Here is a 23,604-nt window from a genome sequence, read left to right on the forward strand (position 1 = left end):
CATGACCCCGCCGGAAGACAAGCAGACCTCGGCCGCCACCCTCAAGCGCGCCTACGTGGCGATGGAGCGGACGCAGCGCCGCCTCGACGCCCTGGAGCACGCCGCCACCGAACCCATCGCGATCGTCGGTCTGGGCTGCCGCTTCCCCGGCGGCGCCGTCGACGCCGACACCTACTGGGAGGTGCTGAGCAAGGGCATCGACGCGGTCACCGAGATCCCCGCGGACCGCTGGGACGCCGAGGCGTTCTTCAGCGAGACCCCGGCCCCCGGCAAGGTCAGCACCAAGTCGGGCGGCTTCCTGGACCACATCGACCGCTTCGACCACGGCTTCTTCGGCATCTCCCGGCGCGAGGCCGTCTTCATGGACCCGCAGCAGCGCATCAGCCTGGAAGTGGCCTGGGAGGCCCTGGAGAACGCGGGCATCGCCCCGTCCTCCCTGGCCGGCAGCCGCACCGGCGTGTTCATGGGCGTGGCCAGCTTCGACTTCGCCACCGAAACCCTGCACACGCCGCTGGACTACACCGCCCACGCCACCACCGGCTTCGCGCACAGCGTCCTGCCGGGCCGCATCTCCTACACCCTGGACCTGCACGGCCCCAGCGTCGCCGTGGACACCGCCTGCTCCTCGTCCCTGGTCGCCGTGCACCAGGCGTGCCAGAGCCTGCGCACGAAGGAGTGCGACCTGGCCCTGACCGGCGGTGTCAACGTCATCGTCTCGCCGCTGCCCAGCGTCTCCTTCTCGCAGTTCGGCCGGATGGTCTCCGTCGACGGGCGCTGCAAGGCGTTCGACGCCTCGGCCAACGGCTACGTACGCAGCGAGGGCTGCGGTGTCGTCGTCCTCAAGCGGCTCTCCGACGCCGTCCGCGACGGCGACGCGGTCCTCGCCCTGATCCGCGGCGGCGCGCTCAACCAGGACGGCCGCAGCGCCGGGCTCACCGCCCCCAACGGCACCGCCCAGCGCGAGGTGCTGCGCGCCGCCGTGACCGCCGCCGGTGTCCGGCCCGACGAGGTGAACTTCGTCGAGGCGCACGGCACCGGTACCCGCATCGGCGACCCCATCGAGGTCGAGGCCCTGGCCGACGTCTACGGCCGCCCGCAGGGCAGCCCGGTCTGCCTCGGCTCCTGCAAGACCAACATCGGCCACCCCGAGGCGGCCGCGGGCATCGCCGCGTTCATCAAGGTCGTCCTCTCCCTCCAGCACGCCGCCATCCCCGGCAATGTGCACTTCGAGGAGCTCAACCCCGACATCTCCTTCGAGGGGACCACCTTCGCCGTCCCCACCGAACTGACGCCCTGGCCCGCCACCGAAGGCCGCCGGCTCGCGGGCGTCAGCAGCTTCGGCTTCAGCGGCACCAACGCCCACCTCATCCTGGAACAGGCCCCCGACCGGGCCGCGGCGCCCCGGGACGACACCCGGCCCCGGTCCGTGCTCGCCCTCTCCGCCAAGAGCGAGCAGGCGCTGGCCGAACTCGCCACGAGATACCGCGACCACCTCGGCGCCGACGGCACCGACAGCGTCGCCGACGTGTGCTACTCCGCCAACACCGGCCGGTCCCTCTTCCGCCACCGCCTGGCCGTCGCGGGCGCCACCCGGCAGGACATCGCCGCCGAACTCGCCGCGTTCACCAGCGGCGGACCGGTGGGGGAGGGCACCGCCTCAGGCGAGGCCCGCGGCTGCGAAACGGTGTTCCTCTTCACCGGCCAGGGCGTCCAGCGCACCGGTATGGCCCGCGGCCTGTACGAGACCCAGCCCGTTTTCCGCGAGGCCGTCGACCGCTGCGCCGAGATCCTGCGGCCGCTGCTCGCCAAGCCGCTGCTGTCCGTGCTGTACCCGGACGACCCCGGCTCCCAGGAGATCAACGAGACCGGCTACGCCCAGCCGGCCGTCTTCGCCGTCGAGTACGCCATGGCGCAGCTCTGGATGTCCTGGGGAATCAAACCGGTCGCCGTCCTCGGCCACAGCTTCGGCGAGTACGTCGCCTCCTGCGTCGCGGGCGCGATGAGCCTGGCGGACGGGCTGAAGCTGACCGTCGCCCGCTCCCGGCTGATGCAGTCGCTGGCGGACACCGGCGCGATGGCCGCGATCTCCGCGTCCGAACTGGAGGTCGCCGAGGAGATCGCCGACTGGCCGGACCGGATCTCCGTCGCGGCCGTCAACGGGCCCGCCAGCACCACCGTTTCCGGCGACCGCGAGCTGGTGGAGCGGGTCTGCGAGGTCTTCGCCGCGCGGGACGTGCGGGCCAAGCCGCTGCACATCACCACCTCCTCGCACTCCCCGCTGATCGAGCCCGTCCTCGGACCGCTGCGCCGCGCCGCCGAGGAGATCACCTTCACCCCGTCGCGCATCCCCCTCGTCTCCAACCTCGACGGCGAACTGTGGCAGTGGGACCAGGCGCCCGACGCCGACTACTGGTGCCGCCACGCCCGCCGCCCGGTGCGCTTCGCCGCCGGTATCTCCACCCTGTTGGGCCTGGGCTACCGCACGTTCATCGATGTCGGCCCGGCCCCCGTACTGCTCGGCCTGGTCAGCGACATGCTGCCGCCCGGCCACGACGCGCTGCTGCTGCCCAGCCTGCGGCCCCAGCGGAACGACTGGCAGGTGCTCTCCGCCACGGTCGCGCAACTCCACGCCGCCGGCGGCGACTTCGACTGGGCCGGCTTCGACGCCGGCTACACCCGCACCAAGGTCCGCGTCCCCCACTACGCCTTCGAGCAGACCTCCTGCTGGCGGGCGCCGCGCAACGCCGCTGTCGAGGCGGCGGGCGGCCAGGTGGACACCTGTGCCCAGGACGGCCCGGCCGCCCCGGACGGCGCCGACGCGTTCGAGGACGAGGACCTGCTCCACCGGCTCGCCTGGCAGCAGGCCCCGGACGGGGCCGCGCCCTGGCCGGGCGGCGGCGGGCGCACCTGGCTCCTCCTGGCCGACGGCACCGGAGTCGCCGACGCCGTCGCCGCCGTGCTCACCGAGCGCGGCGACCGCTGGGTGCGCGCCGTACCGGGCACTGCGTACCACTACGACGGCACCGGTGAGGCCACCGTCCGCCGGGACACGGCCGAGGACCTCGCCCGGCTCCTGGCGGAGCTCGGCCCGGACACCGCGGGCGGCCTGGCGGTCGTCCACCTGTGGAGCCTGGACACCGGCGCGGGCGAACCGGCCGACGGGGCCGCGCTGCTGCGGGCCCAGCACGACGGCTGCATGAGCGCGGTACGCGCCGCCCAGGCCCTCGCCCGGACCACCGCCACCGGTCCGGCCCGCCTGTGGCTGGTCACCCGCGGCGCCGTCCGCACCGGCGAGGACGGCCCCGCGGTCCCGGCCCTCGCGCCGGCCACCCTGTGGGGCCTGGGCCGTTCGCTCCAGCAGGAGCACACCGCGATCTGGGGCGGACTGATCGACCTGGACCCACGCGACGAACCGCAGGCCCTCGCGGCCCGGCTGACCGCCGAGATCGGGCGCGGCGACGGCGAGGACCAGACCGCCCTGCGCGGCGCACACCGCTACCTCGCACGCCTGGTGCGCGAACCGGCCCCCGAGGCACCCGGGCGCGGCTTCGGATGGCGCCGGGACGCCGCCTACCTCGTCACCGGCGGCCTGGGCGGCATCGGACTGGCCGTGGCCCGCTCCATGGCACTGGCCGGTGCCCGCCGGCTGATCCTCGTCGGCCGCACCGGCCTCCCGCCGCGCGGCACCTGGACCGCGCTGCCCGCCGACGACCCGGCGGCCCACCGCGTCGCCGCCGTACGGGAGCTGGAGTCCCTGGGCGTGAGCGTCCGCGTGGAGCCGCTGGACGTCTCCGACGAGGAGCAGGTGAACGCCTTCCTCGACCGGTACGAGCAGGAGGGCCACCCCCCGGTCCGCGGTGTGGTCCACGCGGCCGGCGTCGGCGATGCCGTCCCCCTGCTCGACCTGGAGCCCGACGCCCTGGAGTGGCATCTGCGCGCCAAGGCGCTGGGCGCCTGGGTCCTGCACCGCCGGTTCGCCGAGCGGGAACTGGACTTCTTCACGCTCTGCTCCTCCACCAGCTCCCTGCTCAGCTCCCCGTTCTTCGCGGCGTACGCGGCGGCCAACGCGTTCCTCGACGCCCTGGCCGGACTGCGCCGCGCCCGGGGCCTGCCCGCGCTCAGCGTCAACTGGGGCATCTGGCGGGACACCGGTATGGCCACGCGGGAGGCCGGGTCCACCCCCGGGCTCAGCCGCGGTATGGGCACCCTGCGCCCCGGCCAGGCGCTGCGCGTCTTCCACCGGCTGCTGCGCCACGAGGGGGCGCAGATCGCGGTGGTGCCGGTCGACTGGCCGGACTGGGGGCGCCGCTATCAGGAGGTCTCCGGCTCCGCCCTGCTGTCCGAACTGGTCGGCGGCCGGGGCAGCGTGCCCGCGGCGCGGGCCGTGGCCCGCCGCTCCCGCCAACTGATCACCCGCGACGAACTGTGCGCGCTCCCCGGGCCCGAGCGCGCACCGGCGCTCTCCGAGCGGCTGCTGCGCAGCGTCACCGCGGCACTGGACGCGCAGTCCGTGCGCCCGTCCGCCGACCAGCCGCTGCTCGACCTCGGCGTCGACTCCCTGATGGCGGTGGAACTCAAGAACGAGATCGAGGGCGGGCCGGGCGTCTCTCTGCCCATCTCCGCCTTCCTCAAGGAGGACGCCTCGGTGGAGCGGATCGTCGAACAGATCATGGCGCGGCTGTCGGCCGGGCCCGGCGCCGCGGCCGGGGACACCGGCATCCGCAAGGCACCGCGCTACGAGGACGCCGCGGCCGAACTCCTCGCCGAGCTCGCCGGGCTCCCGGAGGAGCGGGTGCGCGGCCGGCAGGACCGGCAGCAGGACCGGCGAGAGGAGGGGCCGAAGTGACCGACCTCGACGCGAGCCTGGCGGCGCTGTCCCCGGAGAAGCGCGCCCTGTTCGAGAAGCTGATGCGCGAACGCGGTCTCGCCCCGGACGCGCGGGACGCGGAGAACACCTTCCCCCTCTCCGTACTGCAGCAGGGCATCTGGTTCCTCGAACAGCTCCGCCCCGGCAACCCCGCCTATATCGTCCCGGCCGCGCTGCACCTGCGCGGGCCGCTGGACGCCACGGTGCTGCTGGACTCCCTCAACGAGATCGTGGCCCGCCACGAGTCCCTGCGCACCACCTTCCGGCTGCGCGACGGCCGCCCCATCCAGGTCGTCCGCCGCGCACTCACCCTGGAGCTCCCGGAAATAGACCTCGGCGGCCAGCGGCCGGCCGCCGATCAGCTGGAGCTGCGCATCACCGAGGCGCTCGCCGGGCCCTTCGACCTGGCGACCGGACCACTCCTGCGGTTCCGCCTGCTGCGGCTGGGACCCGACGAACACGTCCTGGCCCTGGCGATGCACCACCTCGTCGCCGACGGCTGGTCGGTGGGCGTCCTGGTCTCCGAACTCTCCGCGCTCTACGCGGCGTTCAGCGCCGGAAAGCCCTCGCCGCTGCCCGAACTCGCCATCCAGTACGGGGACTTCGCCCTCTGGCAGCAGGAGGGGCTCGACGCCGACGGGCCGCGCCAGGACCTGGAGCACTGGCGGGAACACCTCGCCGGCGCGAACCCGACCCTGGAGCTGGCGACCGACCGGCCGCGGCCCGCCGTCCAGGGATTCAACGGCGCCTCCGTCCCCTTCGCACTCCCCGAGAAGCTGATGGCGGAGCTCGCCGCGGTGGCCAGGAGACACCGCGCCACCCCGTACATGGCGCTGCTGGCCGTCTTCAAGGTCCTGCTGCACCGCTACAGCAACCAGGGCGAGGTGACCGTCGGCGTGCCGACCGCCAACCGCGGCCGCGCCGAGGTCGAACCGCTCATCGGCTTCTTCGTCAACACCCTCCCGGTCCGCACCCTCCTGGACGGCGAACCCGGCTTCGCGGAGGTGCTCGGGCGGGTCCGGGCCTCCTGCCTGGGCGCCTACGCCCACCAGGGCATCCCCTTCGAGAAGGTCGTGGCGGCGCTGCGGCCCGAACGCGACCTCAGCCGCCCGCCGTTCTTCCAGGTCAGCCTCTCCTACCAGAGCGACCCGCTGCCCGCACTGGCCATGGCCGGGATCGCGATCAGCCGGCTGCCGCTCAGCGCCCGGGGCGCCCGGTTCGATCTGGAACTCCAGTTCTTCGCCGACGCGGGACGGCTGACCGGCTGGTTCGAGTACGACCGGGACCTGTTCGACGAGGCGACCATCTCCCGTCTGGCCGCCCACTTCCGGCGGCTGGTGGAACTGGTGGTCGCCGACCAGGACACCCCGGTCGGTAGCCTGGAACTGCTCGACGACGCCGAGCGGCGGCGCATCGTGGTGGAGCGCAACGCCACCGAGCGCCACTGGCCGGACGCGGGTCTGGTGCACGAGCTCTTCGAGGAGCGGGCCCGGCGGCACCCGCGGGCGGAAGCGGTGCGCTTCGAGGGGCGGTCGCTCACCTACGGTGAACTGGACCGGCGGGCCAACCAGCTCGCCCACCGCCTCGTCCGGCTCGGCGTGCGCCGCGACACCCTCGTCGGCGTCGGCATGGAGCGCTCCACGGAACTGGTCGTCAGCCTGCTGGCGGTCCTCAAGGCGGGCGGCGCGTACGTACCGATGGACCCCGGCTACCCGCCGGCCCGGCTGGCGTACATGCTCGACGGCGCGAAGGCGCCCGTACTGCTCACCCAGCGGCGGGTCCTGGAGCGGCTGCCCCGGGTGTCCGCCGAGGTCCTGTGCGTGGACGAACTCGCCGGGGAACTGGACCGGGAGTCCCCGGAGGCCACCGGCGTCACGGTCGCGGGCGAGGACCTCGCCTACGTCATCTACACCTCCGGCTCCACCGGCCGCCCCAAGGGCGTGCTGAACATCCACTCGGCGCTGCGCAACCGGCTGCTGTGGATGCAGGACACCTACGGGCTGGACGGCACCGACCGGGTGCTGCAGAAGACGCCGTTCTCCTTCGACGTATCGGTGTGGGAGTTCTTCTGGCCGCTGATGACCGGCGCGGTCCTGGTGGTCGCCCGCCCGGAGGCGCACAAGGACAGCGGCTACCTCGCCTCGGCCATCCGCACCGAGGGCATCACCACGGTGCACTTCGTGCCGTCGATGCTGCAACTGTTCCTCCAGGAGCCGCGGGCCGCCGGGTGCACCGGTCTGCGCCGGGTGTTCTGCAGCGGCGAGGCGCTGCCCGAACAGCTCCAGGAGCGCTTCTTCGCCTGCTCGCAGGCCGAACTGCACAACCTCTACGGGCCGACCGAGGCCGCCATCGACGTCACCGCCTGGGCCTGCCGCCCGGACGCCGGGCCCGGCCCGGTCCCGATCGGACACCCCATCGCCAACACCCGGCTCCACGTCCTGGACCGGCGGCGGCGGCCGGTGCCCGACGGCGTCCCGGGGGAGCTGTACATCGGCGGGCACAACCTCGCCCGCGGCTACCTGGGCCGGCCCGAGCTGACCGGGGAACGCTTCGTCCCCAGCCCGTTCGACGGCGAGCCCGGGGCGCGCCTGTACCGCACCGGGGACCTCGCCCGCTATCGCAGCGACGGGGCACTGGAGTTCCTGGGCCGCCTGGACCACCAGGTCAAACTGCGCGGACTCCGCATCGAACTCGGCGAGATCGAGGCCGTGCTCGCCCAGCACCCGGCGGTGCGCGAGGCGGTCGTGGTCGCCCGCGAGCACACCGCCGGCGATACGCGGCTGACCGCCTACCTGACCGGGGACGGCGGCCCGGAGCCGGACACCGGCGTGCTGACCGCCCATCTCAAGGAACGGCTGCCGGAGTTCATGGTGCCCGCCGTCCTCGTCGTCCTGCCGGAACTGCCACTCACCCCCAACGGCAAGGTCGACCGGGCCGCCCTGCCCGAACCGCAGGGGGAGCGCCCCGCACTGCGGACCCGGTACGTGGCGCCCCGCGACGGGCTGGAGGCGGCCCTCGCCGGGATGTGGCGCGAGCTGCTCGGCGTCGAACGGGTCGGCGCGCACGACAACTTCTTCGACCTGGGCGGGCACTCGCTGCTCATGGCCGAGTTCCGCGTCCGGCTCGCCGGCGACCTCGGACACGAGCTGTCCATGGTCGAACTCTTCCAGTACCCGACGATCGGCTCCCTCACGGAGCGTCTCGACCGCCCCCCGGCACCGGGGACGGACCCGACGCGCGGCGCCCGGCAGCGCGCCGAGAGCCGACGGCAGACCCAGAACCGGCGGCAGCAGAACGCTGACCGCCGGGCGCGATCGAGGAACGGTAGGTAGCCGGCGTGCCCGACACAGCGGACGAACCGAACGCGACCGACGAACGGCCCGACGAACGGGACACCGTGGACAACCTGAACGCCCCGGACGCCCCGGACGCCCCGGACGCGGCGGACGACGCCAACCACGTGGCGATCATCGGCATGGCCGGGCGCTTCCCCGGCGCCTCCGGTATCGACGCCTTCTGGCGCAACCTCGAAGCGGGCCGCGAGACCATCGCCGCCCTCACCGACGAGGAACTGCTGGCCTCCGGCGTCACCGCGCAGGAGCTGGCGGACCCCCGCTACGTCCGCGCCAAGGGCGTGCTGGAGGACGGCGACCGCTTCGACGCCGCCTTCTTCGGCTACACCCCGCGCGAGGCCGAGCTGATGGACCCCCAGCACCGGGTGTTCCTCGAATGCGCCTGGGAGGCCCTGGAGTCCGCGGGCTGCGACCCCACCACCTTCGAGGGCCGCATCGGCGTCTTCGCCGGCGCCAGCCTCAACTCCTACCTCCTCTTCAACATCATGGGGAACCGCCGGGTCTACGACTCCACCGGCCTCCACCGCACCCTGCTCGCCAGCGACAAGGACTTCCTCGCCACCCGCGCGTCGTACAAGTTCGACCTCAAGGGCCCGGCCGTCACCGTCCAGACCGCGTGCTCCACCTCGCTGACGGCGGTGCACCTGGCCTGCCAGAGCCTGCTCAACGGCGAGTGCGATATCGCCCTGGCCGGCGGCGTCTCCGTCTCCGTCCCCCTCAAGAGCGGCTATCTGCACGAGCAGGGCGGCATCCTGTCGGCACAGGGGCACTGCCGCGCCTTCGACGCCGACGCCGACGGCACGGTCGCCGGCAACGGCACGGGCATCGTCGTCCTGCGCCGCCTGGCCGACGCCCGCGCGCACGGCGACGAGATCGACGCCGTCGTCCGCGGCACCGCGGTCAACAACGACGGCGCCCTGAAGGCCGGCTACACCGCGCCCAGTGTCGAGGGCCAGGCCGAGGTCATCGCCGAGGCGCTGGCGGTCGCCGAGGTGGACCCGGCCTCCGTCGGTTACGTCGAGACCCACGGCACCGGCACCGCCCTCGGCGACCCCATCGAGATCGCCGCGCTGACCCGCGCCTACCGGGAGCACACCGACGAGACCGGCTACTGCGCGATCGGGTCGGTGAAGAGCAGCGTCGGCCACCTCGACGCCGCCGCCGGTGTCACCGCCCTCATCAAGGCCACCCTCGCCCTCAAACGCCAGGCCATCCCGGCCACCCTCGGCTTCACCCGGCCCCACCCCGAACTCGCCCTCGCCGACAGCCCGTTCTTCGTCAACGACCGCCTGCGCCCCTGGCCCCGGGCGGACGGGGCCCCGCGCCGCGCCGGGGTCAGCGCCTTCGGCATCGGCGGCACCAACGTCCACGTCGTCCTGGAGGAGGCACCGGACGCCGCGCCCGGCGGCCCCTCCCGGGCCGTGCAGCTGCTCCCGCTGGCCGCCCGGACCGCGCCCGCGCTGGTGGCGGGCGCCCGCCGGCTCGCCGACCATCTGGAGCGGCACCCCGAGCTCCCCCTGGGCGACGTGGCCCACACCCTGGCGCGGGGCCGGCGCGCCTTCGGCACCCGCGCCGGCGTCGTCTGCCGGGACACCGCGGAGGCCGTCACCGCGCTGCGCGCCCTGACCGAGGCCGACGCCCGCCCGGCCGCCGACCGGGCACCGGTGGCCTTCCTCTTCCCGGGCCAGGGCTCCCAGTACGCGGGGATGGCCCGGGACCTCTACGCGCACGAACCGCGCTTCGCGGCGGAAGTCGACCGGTGCGCCGAGCTGTTCGCCCCGCACCTGGGCACGGACCTGCGCACGCTGCTGTACCCGGAACCGGGACAGGAGGAGGCCGCGAACCGGGAGCTGGCGCAGACCGCCCTCACCCAGCCCGCGCTGTTCACCGTCGAGTACGCGCTGGCACAGCTGTGGATGTCCTGGGGGGTGCGGCCCGGCGCGATGGCCGGCCACAGCATCGGCGAGTACGTCGCCGCCTGCCTGGCCGGCGTCTTCCCGCTCCCGGACGCGGTACGCCTGGTGGCGGCCCGCGGACGGCTGGTCCAGGCGATGCCCCGGGGCGCCATGCTCACCGTCTTCCTGCCCGAGGACGAGACCGCGCGGTGGCTCGGCGAGGACGACGCGCTGTGCCTGGCGGCGGTCAACTCCACCGGGCTGAGCGTGGTCTCCGGCCCGCACGTGGCCGTCGAGGCGCTGCGCGAACGGCTGCGGGCCGCGGGGATCGCCGCCCGCGCCCTGCACACCTCGCACGCCTTCCACTCACCGAGCATGGACGGCGCCGTCGCACCCTTCGTCGAGGAGGTCCGCACAGTCCGCCCGGCCGCACCGCGGATCCCGTTCTGCTCGGACGTCACCGGCACCTGGATCACCGACGAAGAGGCCACCAGCCCCGAATACTGGGGGCGGCACCTGCGGCGCACGGTGCGGTTCGCCGACGTCCTCGACGTCCTGCTGGCCGACCCCGATCTGGTACCGCTGGAGGTGGGACCGGGCCAGGCCCTCGGCAACTTCGTGCGCCAGCACGCCGCCTGCCGCGACGGCCGTACCGCGTTCGGCTCGCTGCGGCACCCCAAGGACAAGCGCGACGACCGCGCCCACCTCGCCCAGACCCTCGGCGCGCTGTGGAGCGCCGGCGCGGACGTCGACTGGTCCGCCCACTTCGCCGACGAGCGCCGCCGTCCGGTGCGGCTGCCCGGATACGCCTTCGAACGGCAGCGGTACTGGATCGAGCCGGACGCCGACGGCGGACCCGGCCCGCGCTCCGCCGCCCAGGCCACCGCCCCGCTCGACGACTGGTTCTACACCCCCGGCTGGAAACGGCGGCCGCACCCCGGCGCGCGGCCCGCCGACGCGACGGACGCCGTATGGGCCGTCCTGGGCACCGACCTGGCCCTGGGCCGCGAACTGGCGCGGCGCCTGGAGTCCGAGGGCGCCACCGTCGTCCGCGTCGGCACCGGCGGCGCCCTCGCCCGCGACGGGGAGCGCTCCTGGACGCTGGACCCCGCCAGCCGCGAACACCTCACCGGCCTCGTCACATCCCTCGGCGCCGACGGGCCGCGGCCGCTGCGCCTCGTCCACCTGTGGAGCACCGCCGACGGGCCCGCGGCCGGCCTCGACGCGGCCCGGCTGGACGCGGCCCGCCGCACCGGCTTCGACAGCCTCCTCGCGCTGGCCCAGGCCCTCGGCGAGGTCCGCCCGCAGGCCCCGGTCACCCTCGACGTGCTGGCCCGCGGCCTGTACAGCGTCACCGGCGAGGAGCCCCTGCAGCCGGAGAACGCCACCCTGCTCGGCGCCTGCACCGTCATCGGCCAGGAGATCGCCGGCGTCACCTGCCGCACCCTGGACGTCACCGGCACCGATCCGCACCGGCCGGGCGACGGCGCGGTCCGGGCGGTGCGCGGTGTCCTCGGCACCCCCGTCGAGGAGCGCGAACTGGCGCTGCGCGGCGCCCACTGGTGGATCCGCGACTTCGACGCGACGCCGCTCCCCGAAGGCCGCACCCGGCTGCGCGACGGCGGCGTCTACCTCGTCACCGGCGGCCTGGGCGGCATCGGACTGGCCCTGGCCGAGCACCTGGCCGAAGCCGTCGAACGCCCCGTCATCGGCCTGCTGAGCCGCTCCCCGTTCCCCGCCGAGGACACCTGGGACACCCACCTCGCCGCACCCGGCGCACCGGACCCCACCGCCGTCCGCATCCGCCGGCTGCGGCGCCTCCAGGAGCTGGGGGCGCGGACCGTTGTCCTCCAGGGCGACGTCACCGACCGGGAACAGACCGCGCGGGCGGTCGCCGCACTGCGCCGCCACGGTGCGCTCAACGGCGTCGTCCACGCGGCCGGACTGCCCTCCCGCGGCATGATCACGGGCAAGACGCGCGCGGACGCCGACCAGGTGCTCGCCGCCAAGACCCTCGGCACGCTGGTACTCGACGAGGTCTGCGGCACGGACGGACTGGACTTCCTGCTGCTGTGCTCGTCCCTGACCGCCCTGCTGGGCGGCCCCGGCCAGAGCGACTACTGCGCCGCCAACGCCTTCCTGGACGCCTACGCCCAGTGGAAGCGCCAGGAGACCGGGACGCCGGTCGCGGCCGTGGCCTGGGACACCTGGCGCGGTGTGGGCATGGCCGCCGGGCTCGCCGCCCGGCTCGGCGGCGCCACCGCGGCCGGCGGCGAGCCGACCGGCCACCCGCTGCTGCACCACCTGGTGGAGTCCGGGCCGCAGTCGCGGACCTACCGCAGCGCACTCAACACCGACGACACCTGGGTGATCGCCGACCACCGCATCATGGGCCACGGCCTGGTACCCGGCACGGCCTATCTCGAACTGGTGCGGGCCGCGGTCGCCGAGGAGTCCGCCGGGCGCGCCGTGGAACTGCGCGATGTGCTGTTCGCCCTCCCCGTCGTCGTACCCGACGGGCACACCAGGGCGCTCCACACCACCGTGGAGACCCGCGACGGACAGCGGCGGTTCACGGTGCGCAGCAACGACGGCACCGGCGACCCCGCCATCTGGCAGACCCATGCCGTCGGCACCGTCGCCTTCCCCGACGCCGAGGGCCCGCGGACCGCCGTGCCCCGCGACCTCGAAGCGCTGCGCCGGGAGTTCGCCGCCGCGCGGGTCGTCGACGGCCAGGAGGAACTGCGCCGGCTGTTCAAGCTGGACCTCCTGGAGCAGGGCGGGCGCATCGAGTTCACCCTCGGCCCGCGCTGGCACTGCCTCCACCGGGTCCATGTCGCCGAGGACCGGCTGCTGGTCGAACTGGGCCTGGACGAGGCGTTCCTGGCCGACCTCGACGGCTTCGCGCTGCACCCGGCGCTGCTGGACGTCGCGGGCGTCTCCGCCCGCATCCAGATGCGCGACGGCTACTACCTGCCGTTCACCTACGGCAGCCTGCGCGTCCACGGCGCGCTGACCGCCACCGTGCTGTGCGACGTGCATCTGAAGGGTTCCGACGACGCGGGCGAGACCCTGAGGTGCGATATCGACATCCTCGATCCGCGCGGGCACCCGCTGGTCGAGATCGCCGACTTCACGCTCAAGCGGATCAACGACGTCGACGCCATGATCGAGCAGATCGGGCAGGCCACCGACGCCGCGGTACGGGGCGGCGACGGCGGCACGGTGGCGGGGCCCGCCGAGGGCGGCACGCTGCGCACCCTGGCCGAGGGCATCGCCGAACGGGACGGCGTGGCCGCGTTCGCCCGCGTCCTGGCCGCCCCCGTGCTGCCGGCCCAGCTCGTCGTCTCCCACCTCGACCTCGCCACGGCGCGCGGGCTCGCCCGCTCGCTCACGCCGGAGGCGCTGGCCCGGGAGGCCGAGACCTTCGCACCGCCCGGCGGCACGCACCCGCGCCCCGACCTGGACACGCCCTTCGTCGCCCCGGCCACCGACCCGGAGCGGGCGGTCGTAGCCATCTGGCAGGAGGTGCTGGGCATCGACGGTATCGGCGTCCACGACGACTTCTTCGCGCTCGGCGGCCATTCGCTCGCCGCCGTGCAGATCGGCGCGAAGGTCCGGACCCGGTTCGGTACGGAGATCGAACTGCGGGAGTTCTTCAACGGGCCGACCGTCGCCCACACCGTCACCCTCCTCGCGGCCGGCGGCACGCACCGAGGCCCTGCGGACGCCATCCCGGCACTGCGCCGCGACCCGGAACCCGGCGCACCGGACGAAGCACCGGACGGCCTCGACCTGGCGGGCCTGTCCGACGAGGAAGTGGAAGCCATGCTCCGGGACGTGCTCGCCGCCGATGCGGCCGGGTCCGTGGCACCCGGCACGCACCCGGAGCGGCAGGGGGAGAGCGAATGAGCGGGACGAGCGGAGCGGGGGACGGCGGTATGCGCGGCACCGGCCTGGACGGTCTCACACCGGAACAGAAGCGGGCGCTGCTGGCCCGGCGCCTGAAGGAGCGCACACAGCGCCGCACCTTCCCCGCGTCGTTCTCCCAGGCGCGGATGTGGTTCCTGGAGCAGCTGACCCCGGGCAACGCCGCGTACACCGTCCCCGGCGCGATGCGGGTGCACGGCCCGCTGGACGTGGACCTCTGGCGGCGCTGCTGCCGGGAGCTGGTGCGGCGGCACGAGGCGCTGCGCACCACGTTCGAGGAGTCCGACGGGCAGCCGGTGCAGGTCGTCGCCGCCACCGGCGAGCTGGAGGTGACCGTCGAGGACTGCCCGCAGCTGAGCGGTCCCGGCGGAGACGAGGCCGTCCGGGAGCTGGCCCGCGCGGAGTTCGCCCGCCCCTTCGACCTGACCACCGGCCCCTTGCTGCGGATGAAGTTCCTGCGGCTGGCGCCCGAAGAGCACATCCTGCTGCTGACGATGCATCACATCGTCGGCGACCTGTGGTCCACCTCCGTCGCCTTCGGGGAACTGATAGCCCTCTACGGCGCGTTGAGCAAGGGAGAGCGGCCGCACCTGCCCGAACTGCCCATCCAGTACGCGGACTACGCCGTATGGCAGCGCAACCGGCTGGCGGGCGACGCGCTCGCCGCCGACCTGGCGTACTGGCAGGAGACCCTGCGCGGCGCCCCGCCGATGCTGGAGCTGCCCACCGACCGGCCCCGCCCGCCCGTGCAGAGCACCCGCGGCAGCTCGGTGCCCTTCACCGTCCCGCCCCAGGCCATGGAGCGGCTGCTGGAGCTGAGCCGGGACGCGGGCGCCACCCCGTTCATGACGGTCCTGGCGGCCTTCCTGGTGCTGCTGCACCGCCACAGTCGCGAGGAGGACATCGTCGTCGGGGTGCCCGTCGCCGGGCGCGGCCGCTCCGAAGCCGAATCGCTGATCGGGCTGTTCACCAACATGCTCGCGCTGCGCACCGACCTGTCGGGCCGGCCGGGCTTCCGCGAGGTGCTGGCCCGGGTCCGCCAGGCGTCCCTGGGCGCCTTCGCCCATCAGGAGCTGCCCTTCGAGCGGCTGGTGGAGGAGGTGCACCCGCAGCGGGACCCGTCGCGCTCGCCGGTCTTCCAGGTCTCCTTCCTCTTCCAGAACATCCCGCTGCCCGACTTCGGCGAGGTCGGGCTGCGCATGGCACCGATGGAGGTGCGGAGCGCCACCTCCCGCTTCGACCTGGAACTCCAGGTCTTCCACCGGCCGGACGGGCTCAGCGGCTGGTTCGAGTTCAACACCGACCTGTTCGACCCGGCCACCGTCGAACGCATGGCCCGCCACCTCAGGGTGCTGCTGGAGAGCGTGACCGCCGACCCGGACCGGCCCGTCGGCGAACTGCCCATGCTCACCGCCGACGAGGAGCGCGCCCTGCGGGACGAGGGCACCGGCCGCCGCGAGGCGGACGAGCCGCCGCCGGCGCACCGGCGCTTCGCCCGGCAGGCCGCCCGCACCCCGCGGGCACCCGCCCTGCGCACCGCGGAGGAGACCCTCGACTACGCCGCACTCGACCGCCGCGCCAACCAGCTGGCACACCGCCTCGCGCGGCTCGGGGTGGGCACCGACGTCCTGGTCGGCCTCTGCCTGGAGCGCACCGCCGACCTGGTCGTCGCCGTGCTGGCGGTGCTCAAGGCGGGCGGCGCCTTCGTACCGCTGGACCCCGGCTTCCCGCCGGACCGCATCGCGTACTCCCTGGCGGACTCCGGGGTGTCCGTCCTGCTGACCCAGCGCACGGTGCTCGACGGGCTCGCGCCCGCCGAGGCGACCGCGCTGTGCCTGGACGAGCTGCGCGCGGAACTGGCCGCCGAACCCGCCGACGCCGTCGAAGCGCCGGTGCGGCCCCAGGACCTCGCCTATGTCATCTACACCTCCGGCTCCACCGGGCGCCCCAAGGGCGTCCAGATCCCGCACGGCGCCCTGGCCAACTTCCTGCGGTCGATGCGGCAGGAGCCCGGCATCACGGCCGGCGACACCCTGCTCGCCGTCACCACCCTCGCGTTCGACATCTCCCTGCTGGAGATCCTGCTGCCCCTGACGGAGGGCGCCCAGGTCGTACTGGCCGACCGCACCACCGCCGCCGACGGGGAGCAACTGGGCGCCGCCCTGGCGCGATCCGGGGCGACGGTCATGCAGGCCACCCCCTCCACCTGGCGCATGCTGCTGGACGCCGGCTGGCAGGGAGCCCGGGGCTTCCGCGCACTGGCGGGCGGCGAGCCGCTGCCCGAGGAACTCGCCGGCCGGCTGCTCGCCACCGGCGTGGAGCTGTGGAACATGTACGGGCCGACCGAGACCACCATCTGGTCCGCGGCCTCCCGGGTCGCCCCCGGCCCGGTCACCCTCGGCGGCCCCCTCCTCAACACCGAGCTGCACGTACTGGACGCCGGGGGCCACCTGGTGCCGCACGGCGTGCCGGGCGAGCTGTGCATCGGCGGCGCCGGGCTGGCCCGCGGCTACCTGGGCCGGCCCGAGCTGACCCGGGACCGGTTCATCACCCACCCCTTCCCCCGCGGCATGGGGGAGCGGCTGTACCGCACCGGGGACCTGGTGCGCCGCCGGGCCGGCGGCCGCATCGAGTTCCTGGGCCGGCTGGACCACCAGGTGAAGCTGCGCGGCCACCGCATCGAGCTCGGCGAGATCGAGTCGGTGCTGGCCCAGCAGGACGCGGTCCGGGAGGCGGTCGTCGCGGTCCGCGAGGACATACCCGGCGACCAGCGGCTGACGGCGTACGTGGTGGCCGCGGACGAAGCGGACGCCCCGGACGCCGCGGGCTTCCGGGCCGGTGACGACGGCACCGAGCCGGCGTGGGAGCCGGAGCACGGACCGGCGTCGTCGGAGAGCCCGGAGGAGTGGCGCCGCATCTGGGATGCCGCCTACGCCGAGGCCGCCGATACCGCCGTGGACGCGGACACCGGGGCCGGGGCGGACGCGGCCTTCGACATCCGCGGCTGGAACAGCAGTTACACCGGCGAGCCGATCCCCGCCCCGGAGATGCGCGAATGGGTCGAGCGGACCGCGGAGCTGGTCCGCGGCCTGGGCCCGCGCTCCGTCCTCGACCTGGGGTGCGGCACCGGCCTGCTGCTGCACCGGCTCGCGCCGCACTGCGACCACTACTGGGGCACCGATATCTCGCCCGTCGCCCTGGACAGGCTGCGGCGCTCCGTTGGCCCCGGCCGCCATCCGGCGGACGTCCGGCTCTTCGAGTGCGCCGCGGACCGGGCCGGCACCCTGCCGGACCGGCAGTTCGACGTCGTGGTCCTCAACTCGGTGGTGCAGTACTTCCCCGATGAGCGCTACCTGCTGCGGGTGCTGGAGGCCGCCGTACGGCGCCTGGCCCCCGGCGGCACGCTCGTGGTCGGGGACGTGCGCAGCCTGCCGCTGCTGGAGAGCTTCCACGCCGCCGTGCAACTCCACCGCGCCGAGGCGGGGCTGACGGCCGGGCAGCTGGCCGGGCGGATCCGCCGCGCGGTCGCCGAGGACCGGGAACTGGTCATCGACCCGGCCCTGTTCACCGCCTTCGCCGCGCGGTCGGACGCCCTCACCTCGGTCGCGGTGCTGCCCAAACGCGGCACCTTCGCCAACGAGATGACCCGCTTCCGCTACGACGTCCTGCTGACCGCCGGCACCGGCTCCACCACCGCGGCCCCCACCCCGCCCGCACCTGCCTGGCTCGACTGGCGCGCGGAGCGGCTCACCCCGGACGCGCTGCGCGCCCGCCTGACCGCCGGCCGGCCCGCGACGCTGGCCCTCCGTGCCGTCCCCAACCGGCGGACGGCCCCCGGCGCCGCGCTGCTGACCGCCCTCCGGGACGCGGACGGCTCCCCGGTCGCAGAGCTGCACGCCGCGCTCGACGGTACGCCGGACGCCGACGGCGCCACCGACCCCGAACAGCTGTGGCAGCTCGCGGCGGAGAGCGGCTACCGCATCGCCTTCGACTGGGCCGGGCACGGCACCGACGGCTCCTTCGACGCCGTCCTCACCCGCGCCGACGCCGCCGACGCCGCCGCAGTCACCGCCGCGCTCCCGGCCGCCCCCGACGCCGACGCCCCCGCCCGCCCCTGGCACACCTACGTCAACGGCGCCGAACGCCGCCGCACCCAGCGGCTCACGGCCCACCTGCGCAGCGCCGCCGCCCGCACGCTCCCCGCATACATGATCCCGGCCGCGTTCGTCTTCCTGGACGCGCTGCCGCTGACCCCGAACGGCAAGATCGACCGCAAGGCGCTGCCCGACCCCGACCTCGGCCGCCGGGAGCTGAGTTCGGCCTACGTCGCCCCGCGCACTGCGGTCGAGGAGGTCGTGGCGGGCTTCTGGGCGGAGGTGCTGGGCCTGGACCGGGTGGGGGCGTTCGACAACTTCTTCGACCTGGGAGGCCATTCGCTGCTCAGTACCCGCATCGCCGCCCGCCTCAAGGACGCCTTTCGGACCACCGTCCCGCTGCACCGGGTCTTCGGCCATCCGACCGTGGCCGGTCTCGCCGAGACCCTGGTGGCCGAGAGCGGCAACGGCGAGGTCATCGAGAAGACCGCCGAGCTGCTGGTGAAGCTCAGTGCCCTCTCCGACGACCAGGTGGCCCAGGCACTCGACGGCAACCCGCCGACGGGTACGGGCTCGTGACCCGCGGGGCACCGCGGCGGCCGCGGACCGGCGGAGCCGCGGACCCGGCCGACCCGCACCGCTCTGTGGTGCCCCGCTCCCAACGGCCCGCGCGCACCACCGCAACCACGGTCGTCCGTCCCCGGACCACCCGCACCACCACCCTCACGACGACGGCACGAAAGAGGCACCATCAGTGACCCCCACCGGCCGCTTCAACCTCTCGTCCCAGCGCCGGGAGCTCCTGGAGAGCCTGCTGCGCGCGGAAGGAATCGAACGGGCACCGTCCCGGACGGTCGTGCCGCGCCAGGACCCGGCGGCACCCGTCCCCCTGGCCTTCTCGCAGAGCCGGTTCTGGTTCCTGGACCGCTTCTCGGCCAACAGCGCCTCCTACGTCATCTCGGCGGGACTGCGCGTGCACGGAGACTTCCGCCCCGAGGCGTTCACCCGCGCCTGCCAGGAGGTCGTGCGCCGCCACGAGTCGCTGCGCACGGTCTTCCACGAGGACGGCGGGCAGCCCGTCCAGCAGGTCCGCGACGACCTGCCGCCCGAGGTACGCACCGTCGGCCTGCGGCACCTGCCCCAGGACGCCGCCGAGGCGGAGACCGAGCGGCGCGAGGCGGCGCTGGTCGCCCGGCCCTTCGACCTCGCCACCGGCCCGCTGCTGCGCGTCGAGATCCTCGACCTGGCACCGGACGAGGCGGTCGTGCTGGTCAACCTGCACCACATCGTCACCGACCGCTGGTCCATGGACATCCTCATGCGGGAGATCACCGGTGCCTACGGCGCGCTGGCGGCCGGCCGGCCGGCCCAACTGCCGCCGCTCACCGTGCAGTACGCCGACTTCGCGCGCTGGCAGCACGGCCCGGCGGCACAGGCGGCCTGGCAGTCCGACCTGGAGTACTGGACGCGGCAGCTCGCGGACCTCCCCTCGGAGACCGGCCTGCCGACGGTGCTGCCCCGCCCCAAGGAGAAGACCTACCGCGGCTCCTCCGTACCGCTGCGGCTGCCGGCCGGCCTCCTGGCCCGGCTGCACGAGGTGGGACGGGCCGCGGACGCCACCCCGTTCATGGTGCTCACCGCGGTCTTCCAGGTCCTGCTGGCCCGCCTGAGCGGCAACGACGACATCGTCGTCGGCACCCCCGTCGCCCACCGCACCCAGCCGGAACTGGAGCCCCTGGTCGGCCTGTTCGTCAACACCCTCGTCCTGCGCACCGACCTGAGCGGCGACCCCACCTTCCACGAGGCCCTGCGGCGCGTCGCGGCGGTGTGCCTGACGGCGTACGACCACCAGGACATCCCCTTCGAGCGCCTGGTGGAACAGCTGAAACCCGAGCGGTCCCTGGCCCACACCCCGGTCTTCCAGGTGCTGGTGTCGTACCAGAACGTCCCGATCCCGGTGTGGAACGAGGGCACGGTGCGCGCCGAGCCGCTCGCCCTGGAGGCCAAGAAGGCCGAATTCGACCTTCTGCTGGACATGTTCGAGGACGACGGGCAGGTCTGGGGCCGCCTGGAGTACAGCACCGACCTCTTCGACGAGCCCGCCGCCCGGTCGCTGGTGGCCCGCTTCGAGCGGCTGCTGCACGCCGTGGCCGCCGACCCGCGGCAGCGCATCGGCGACCTCCCCCTCCTCGACGACGCCGAGCAGCGGCGGCTGACCGCCCCCACCGGCGCGGACCGGCCGCCGGACGAGCGGGACGCGCCGCTCCAGACGCCCTTCGAGGACCTCGCCCGCGCCCACCCCGACGCCCCCGCGATCCGGTACGGCGGCCACCTCCTGACCTACGGCCAGGCCGACCGGCGCGCCAACCAGCTCGCCCACTGGCTCCGCCGGCTGGGCGTGCAGCAGGGCGTCCTGGTCGGCCTGTGCACCGACCGCACACCCGAGCGGGCCATCGGCGCCCTGGCGGTGCTCAAGGCCGGCGGCACCCTCCTGCCGCTGGACCCCGCCGATCCGCCGCAGCGCCTGGCGCAGCAGCTCGACGACGCCCGGCCGCCACTGCTCCTCACCCACAAAACCGCGCGTTCCGTCCTGCCGCCCGACGACGCCGAGGTGCTGGACCTCGACGACCTCGGCCCGGCCCTCGACGAGGAACCCGAGGACGCCCCGCCGGCCGGCACCCACGGCACCCACCCCGCCTGCCTCGGCCACACCGCGGGCACCACGGGCCGGCCCAAGGGCGTCCAGACCACCCACGCCGCGCTCCGCCACCTGCTGCTGGGGCTGCGCGACCACTTCGCGCTCGGCGCCCGGGACCGGGTGCTGCACGCCGCATCGTTCTCCACCACCACCGGGCTGCGCGAGGTGCTCTGGCCGCTGCTGAGCGGCGCCGAACTCGTCCTCGCCCCGGAGCCGGCGACCGCGGACCCCGGGCGGCTGGCCGCGGTGATCCGGGGAACGGGCGTGACCACCGTCGACCTCACCCCGCCCCGGCTCCAGCGCTTCCTCCACGAACCGGACGCGGCCCACTGCACCACCCTGCGGCTGGTGCTCAGCGGCGGCGAACCGCTGCCCCCGGCCCTCCCCGCACGCCTCCGCGCCCGGACGGCGGCCGAACTGCACCACCTGTACGGGTCCCGCGAGACCGGCGGGCCCGCCCTGGCCCGGCACTGCCGCCCGGACGACACCGCCGCCCCGGTGCCGGCCGGCACGCCCCTCGCCGGCGCCCGCGTCCTCGTCCTGGACGCGGCCCGGCGGCCCGTGCCCACCGGCGTATCCGGCGAGCTGTACATCGGCGGGCCCGCCCTCGCCCAGGGCTACCCGGACCGGCCCGACCTCACCGCCGAGCACTTCACCGACCACCCCGCCGTCCCCGGCGAACGGCTCCACCGGACCGGCGACCGGGCCCGGCTGCGCCCCGACGGCGGCCTGGAGATCCTCGGCCGCGTCGGCGAGGAGGCGACACTGCGCGGCTTCCGGATACCCGTGGACCGTGTCGAGGCCGAACTGGCCGCCCACCCTTCCGTAGGCGAGGCCGTGGCCACCGTGACCGCCCGGTCCGGCGCGGAGCGACTCACCGACTACGTCACTGCCTACGTCACCGCTGACGACAAAGGAGCCCCCGATCCGGCCGAACTGACCGCGCACGCCAGGGAACGCCTGCCGGAGTACATGGTTCCGTCCGTCGTCGTCCTGCCCGCGCTCCCGCTGACCTTCGACGGCCGCACCGACCAGGCCGCCCTGCCCGCCCCCGAGACCGCCGCCCCCGGCGACGGGCCGCGCTGCACCGAGCCCAGCGGCGACCTGGAGCGCGCCATCGCCGAATCCTGGCGGGAGCTGCTGGGCGCCCCGCGGATCGGCGCCCACGACAACTTCTTCGAACTGGGCGGCCACTCCCTGCTCCTGACCAAGCTCGCCGCCCAGCTCTCCGCCGCCCACGGCATCGACGTCCCGCTGCGCATGCTGTTCGAGAACCTCACCGTGGCGCGGATGGCGGCCTGGATCGACGAGCACCGGGGCGACGGCGCCGCCAAGGCCACGGCCATCCCACTCCTCGGCCGCGATGGCGGACTGCCGCTCTCCTTCGCCCAGGAAGAGCTGTACCTGCACCAGCCGGTGCCCGCCCAGGAACCGTTCCACAACGTCCTGACCGCGGTCACCCTCCACGGCCCGCTCGACGAGGCGGCCCTGCGCCACACCCTGGACACCGTCGTCCGGCGCCACGAGGCGCTGCGCACCCGCATCGCGGAGCGCTCCGGAACCCCGGTCCAGTTCGTCGGGGACGACGCGGCCTGGCCGCTGGCCGTCGTCGACCTGCGGGCCCACCAACCGGCCGCGCGGCAGCAGGAGTTGCACCGGATCGTCTCGGCGGAGGAGCGCCGGCCCTTCAGGCTCGCCGAGGAGAATTTGGTACGCGCCACCCTCGTCCGGCTCGCCGACGACGAGCACGTACTGGTCCAGGTGATGCACCACCTCGTCACGGACAACTGGTCCTACGGAGTCCTCTTCGACGAGATGCGCGAGCTGTACCGGGCCCGTGTCCACGGCACCGGGGCCCGGCTCCCGGAGCTCGTGGCGCAGTTCGCCGATGTGGCCGCCTGGCAGCAGCAGCGGCTCGCCGACGGTGAGCTCGACGCGCACCTGGACCACTGGCGGGACCGGCTCGCCGGGCTGCCGCCCACCCTGCGCTTCGCCGCCCCCGGGCACCAGGAGGTCCGGCCCGCCACCGGCAGCACCGCCGGCTTCGTGATCGGCGCCCGGCCCGCCACGGCCCTCGCGGACCTCGGCAGGCACGAGGGCGCGACCCTGTTCATGGTGCTGCTGGCGGCCTTCGGCATCCTGCTGTCCGCGTACTCCGGCAGCGACGACATCCCCGTCGACTTCCCGGTGGCCGGCCGCGAACGGCCCGAGACCGAGCACCTGATCGGCTACTTCGTCAACCACCTCGTGGTCCGCTCCGACCTCACCGGCAACCCGACGTTCCGCGACCTCGTCCGCCAGGTCAGGGAGCGGACCCTGAGCGCCTACACCCACCAGGACGCCCCGCTGTGGGCGCTGGACGGAGCCGTCCCCGAGGGCCACGACCCCTCGGGCATCTCCTTCAACCTGCTCAACGCCACCGTCCCGGCCCTCGAACTGGCCGGGCTCACCACCACCCCGCTGCACCTCGACGTCGGCGACGACTACGTCTTCCCCGAGGTCGTGGCCACCTTCACCGCGGACGCCGTCGACCTCGCCCTGATCATGCGCGAGGAGGACGCCGGAACCCTGCGCGGTATGTGGCTGTACGACCTGAAGGCCGTCGACGCGCGCGCGGTGGCCGCGATGTCGAGGCGGTGGCCGCACCTCATCGCGGCCGTCGCGGCCGTCGCGGCCGCCCCGGACCGCCCGGTCGGCGAACTGCGGCAACTCCTCCTGGCCCCCCTGCCCGCCGGCGACGATGCCACGACCGTGGAACGGGGCTGAT

5 protein-coding genes are annotated in these 23,604 nt (G+C 74.6%); all 5 read left to right on the forward strand.

Features of this window, described 5'->3' with window-relative positions; genetic code table 11:
* Nucleotide 1 precedes the first annotated feature (1 nt).
* A complete protein-coding gene (locus IH09_RS02995) occupies nucleotides 2–4,846 on the forward strand; it encodes a type I polyketide synthase (RefSeq protein WP_052853669.1) in 4,845 nt (1,614 codons plus the stop codon).
* On the forward strand, nucleotides 4,843–8,199 hold the full coding sequence (locus IH09_RS03000) for a non-ribosomal peptide synthetase (RefSeq protein WP_052853670.1): 3,357 nt from the start codon (nucleotides 4,843–4,845) through the stop codon (nucleotides 8,197–8,199). The genes IH09_RS02995 and IH09_RS03000 overlap by 4 nt, the downstream gene beginning before the upstream one ends.
* A gap of 5 nt (nucleotides 8,200–8,204) precedes the next feature.
* Nucleotides 8,205–14,027: a type I polyketide synthase gene (locus tag IH09_RS03005; RefSeq protein WP_318279374.1), complete on the forward strand. Its 5,823-nt coding sequence runs from the start codon at nucleotides 8,205–8,207 to the stop codon at nucleotides 14,025–14,027.
* On the forward strand, nucleotides 14,024–18,718 hold the full coding sequence (locus IH09_RS03010) for a non-ribosomal peptide synthetase (protein ID WP_190233189.1): 4,695 nt from the start codon (nucleotides 14,024–14,026) through the stop codon (nucleotides 18,716–18,718). The genes IH09_RS03005 and IH09_RS03010 overlap by 4 nt, the downstream gene beginning before the upstream one ends.
* Nucleotides 18,719–18,893: 175 nt before the next feature.
* Nucleotides 18,894–23,603, forward strand: a complete 4,710-nt coding sequence (locus tag IH09_RS03015; protein ID WP_052853672.1) for a non-ribosomal peptide synthetase — start codon at nucleotides 18,894–18,896, stop codon at nucleotides 23,601–23,603.
* Nucleotide 23,604 lies beyond the last annotated feature (1 nt).

Origin of the sequence: Streptomyces celluloflavus, from assembly GCA_000720995.1 — a bacterium.
Lineage (GTDB): Bacteria > Actinomycetota > Actinomycetes > Streptomycetales > Streptomycetaceae > Streptomyces > Streptomyces celluloflavus.

Bases quoted from the DNA above. Each gene is read 5' to 3' on its own strand.
- IH09_RS03010 (WP_190233189.1), top strand. From the start codon at position 14,024: ATGAGCGGGACGAGCGGAGCGGGGGACGGCGGTATGCGCGGCACCGGC.
- IH09_RS02995 (WP_052853669.1), top strand. From the start codon at position 2: ATGACCCCGCCGGAAGACAAGCAGACCTCGGCCGCCACCCTCAAGCGC.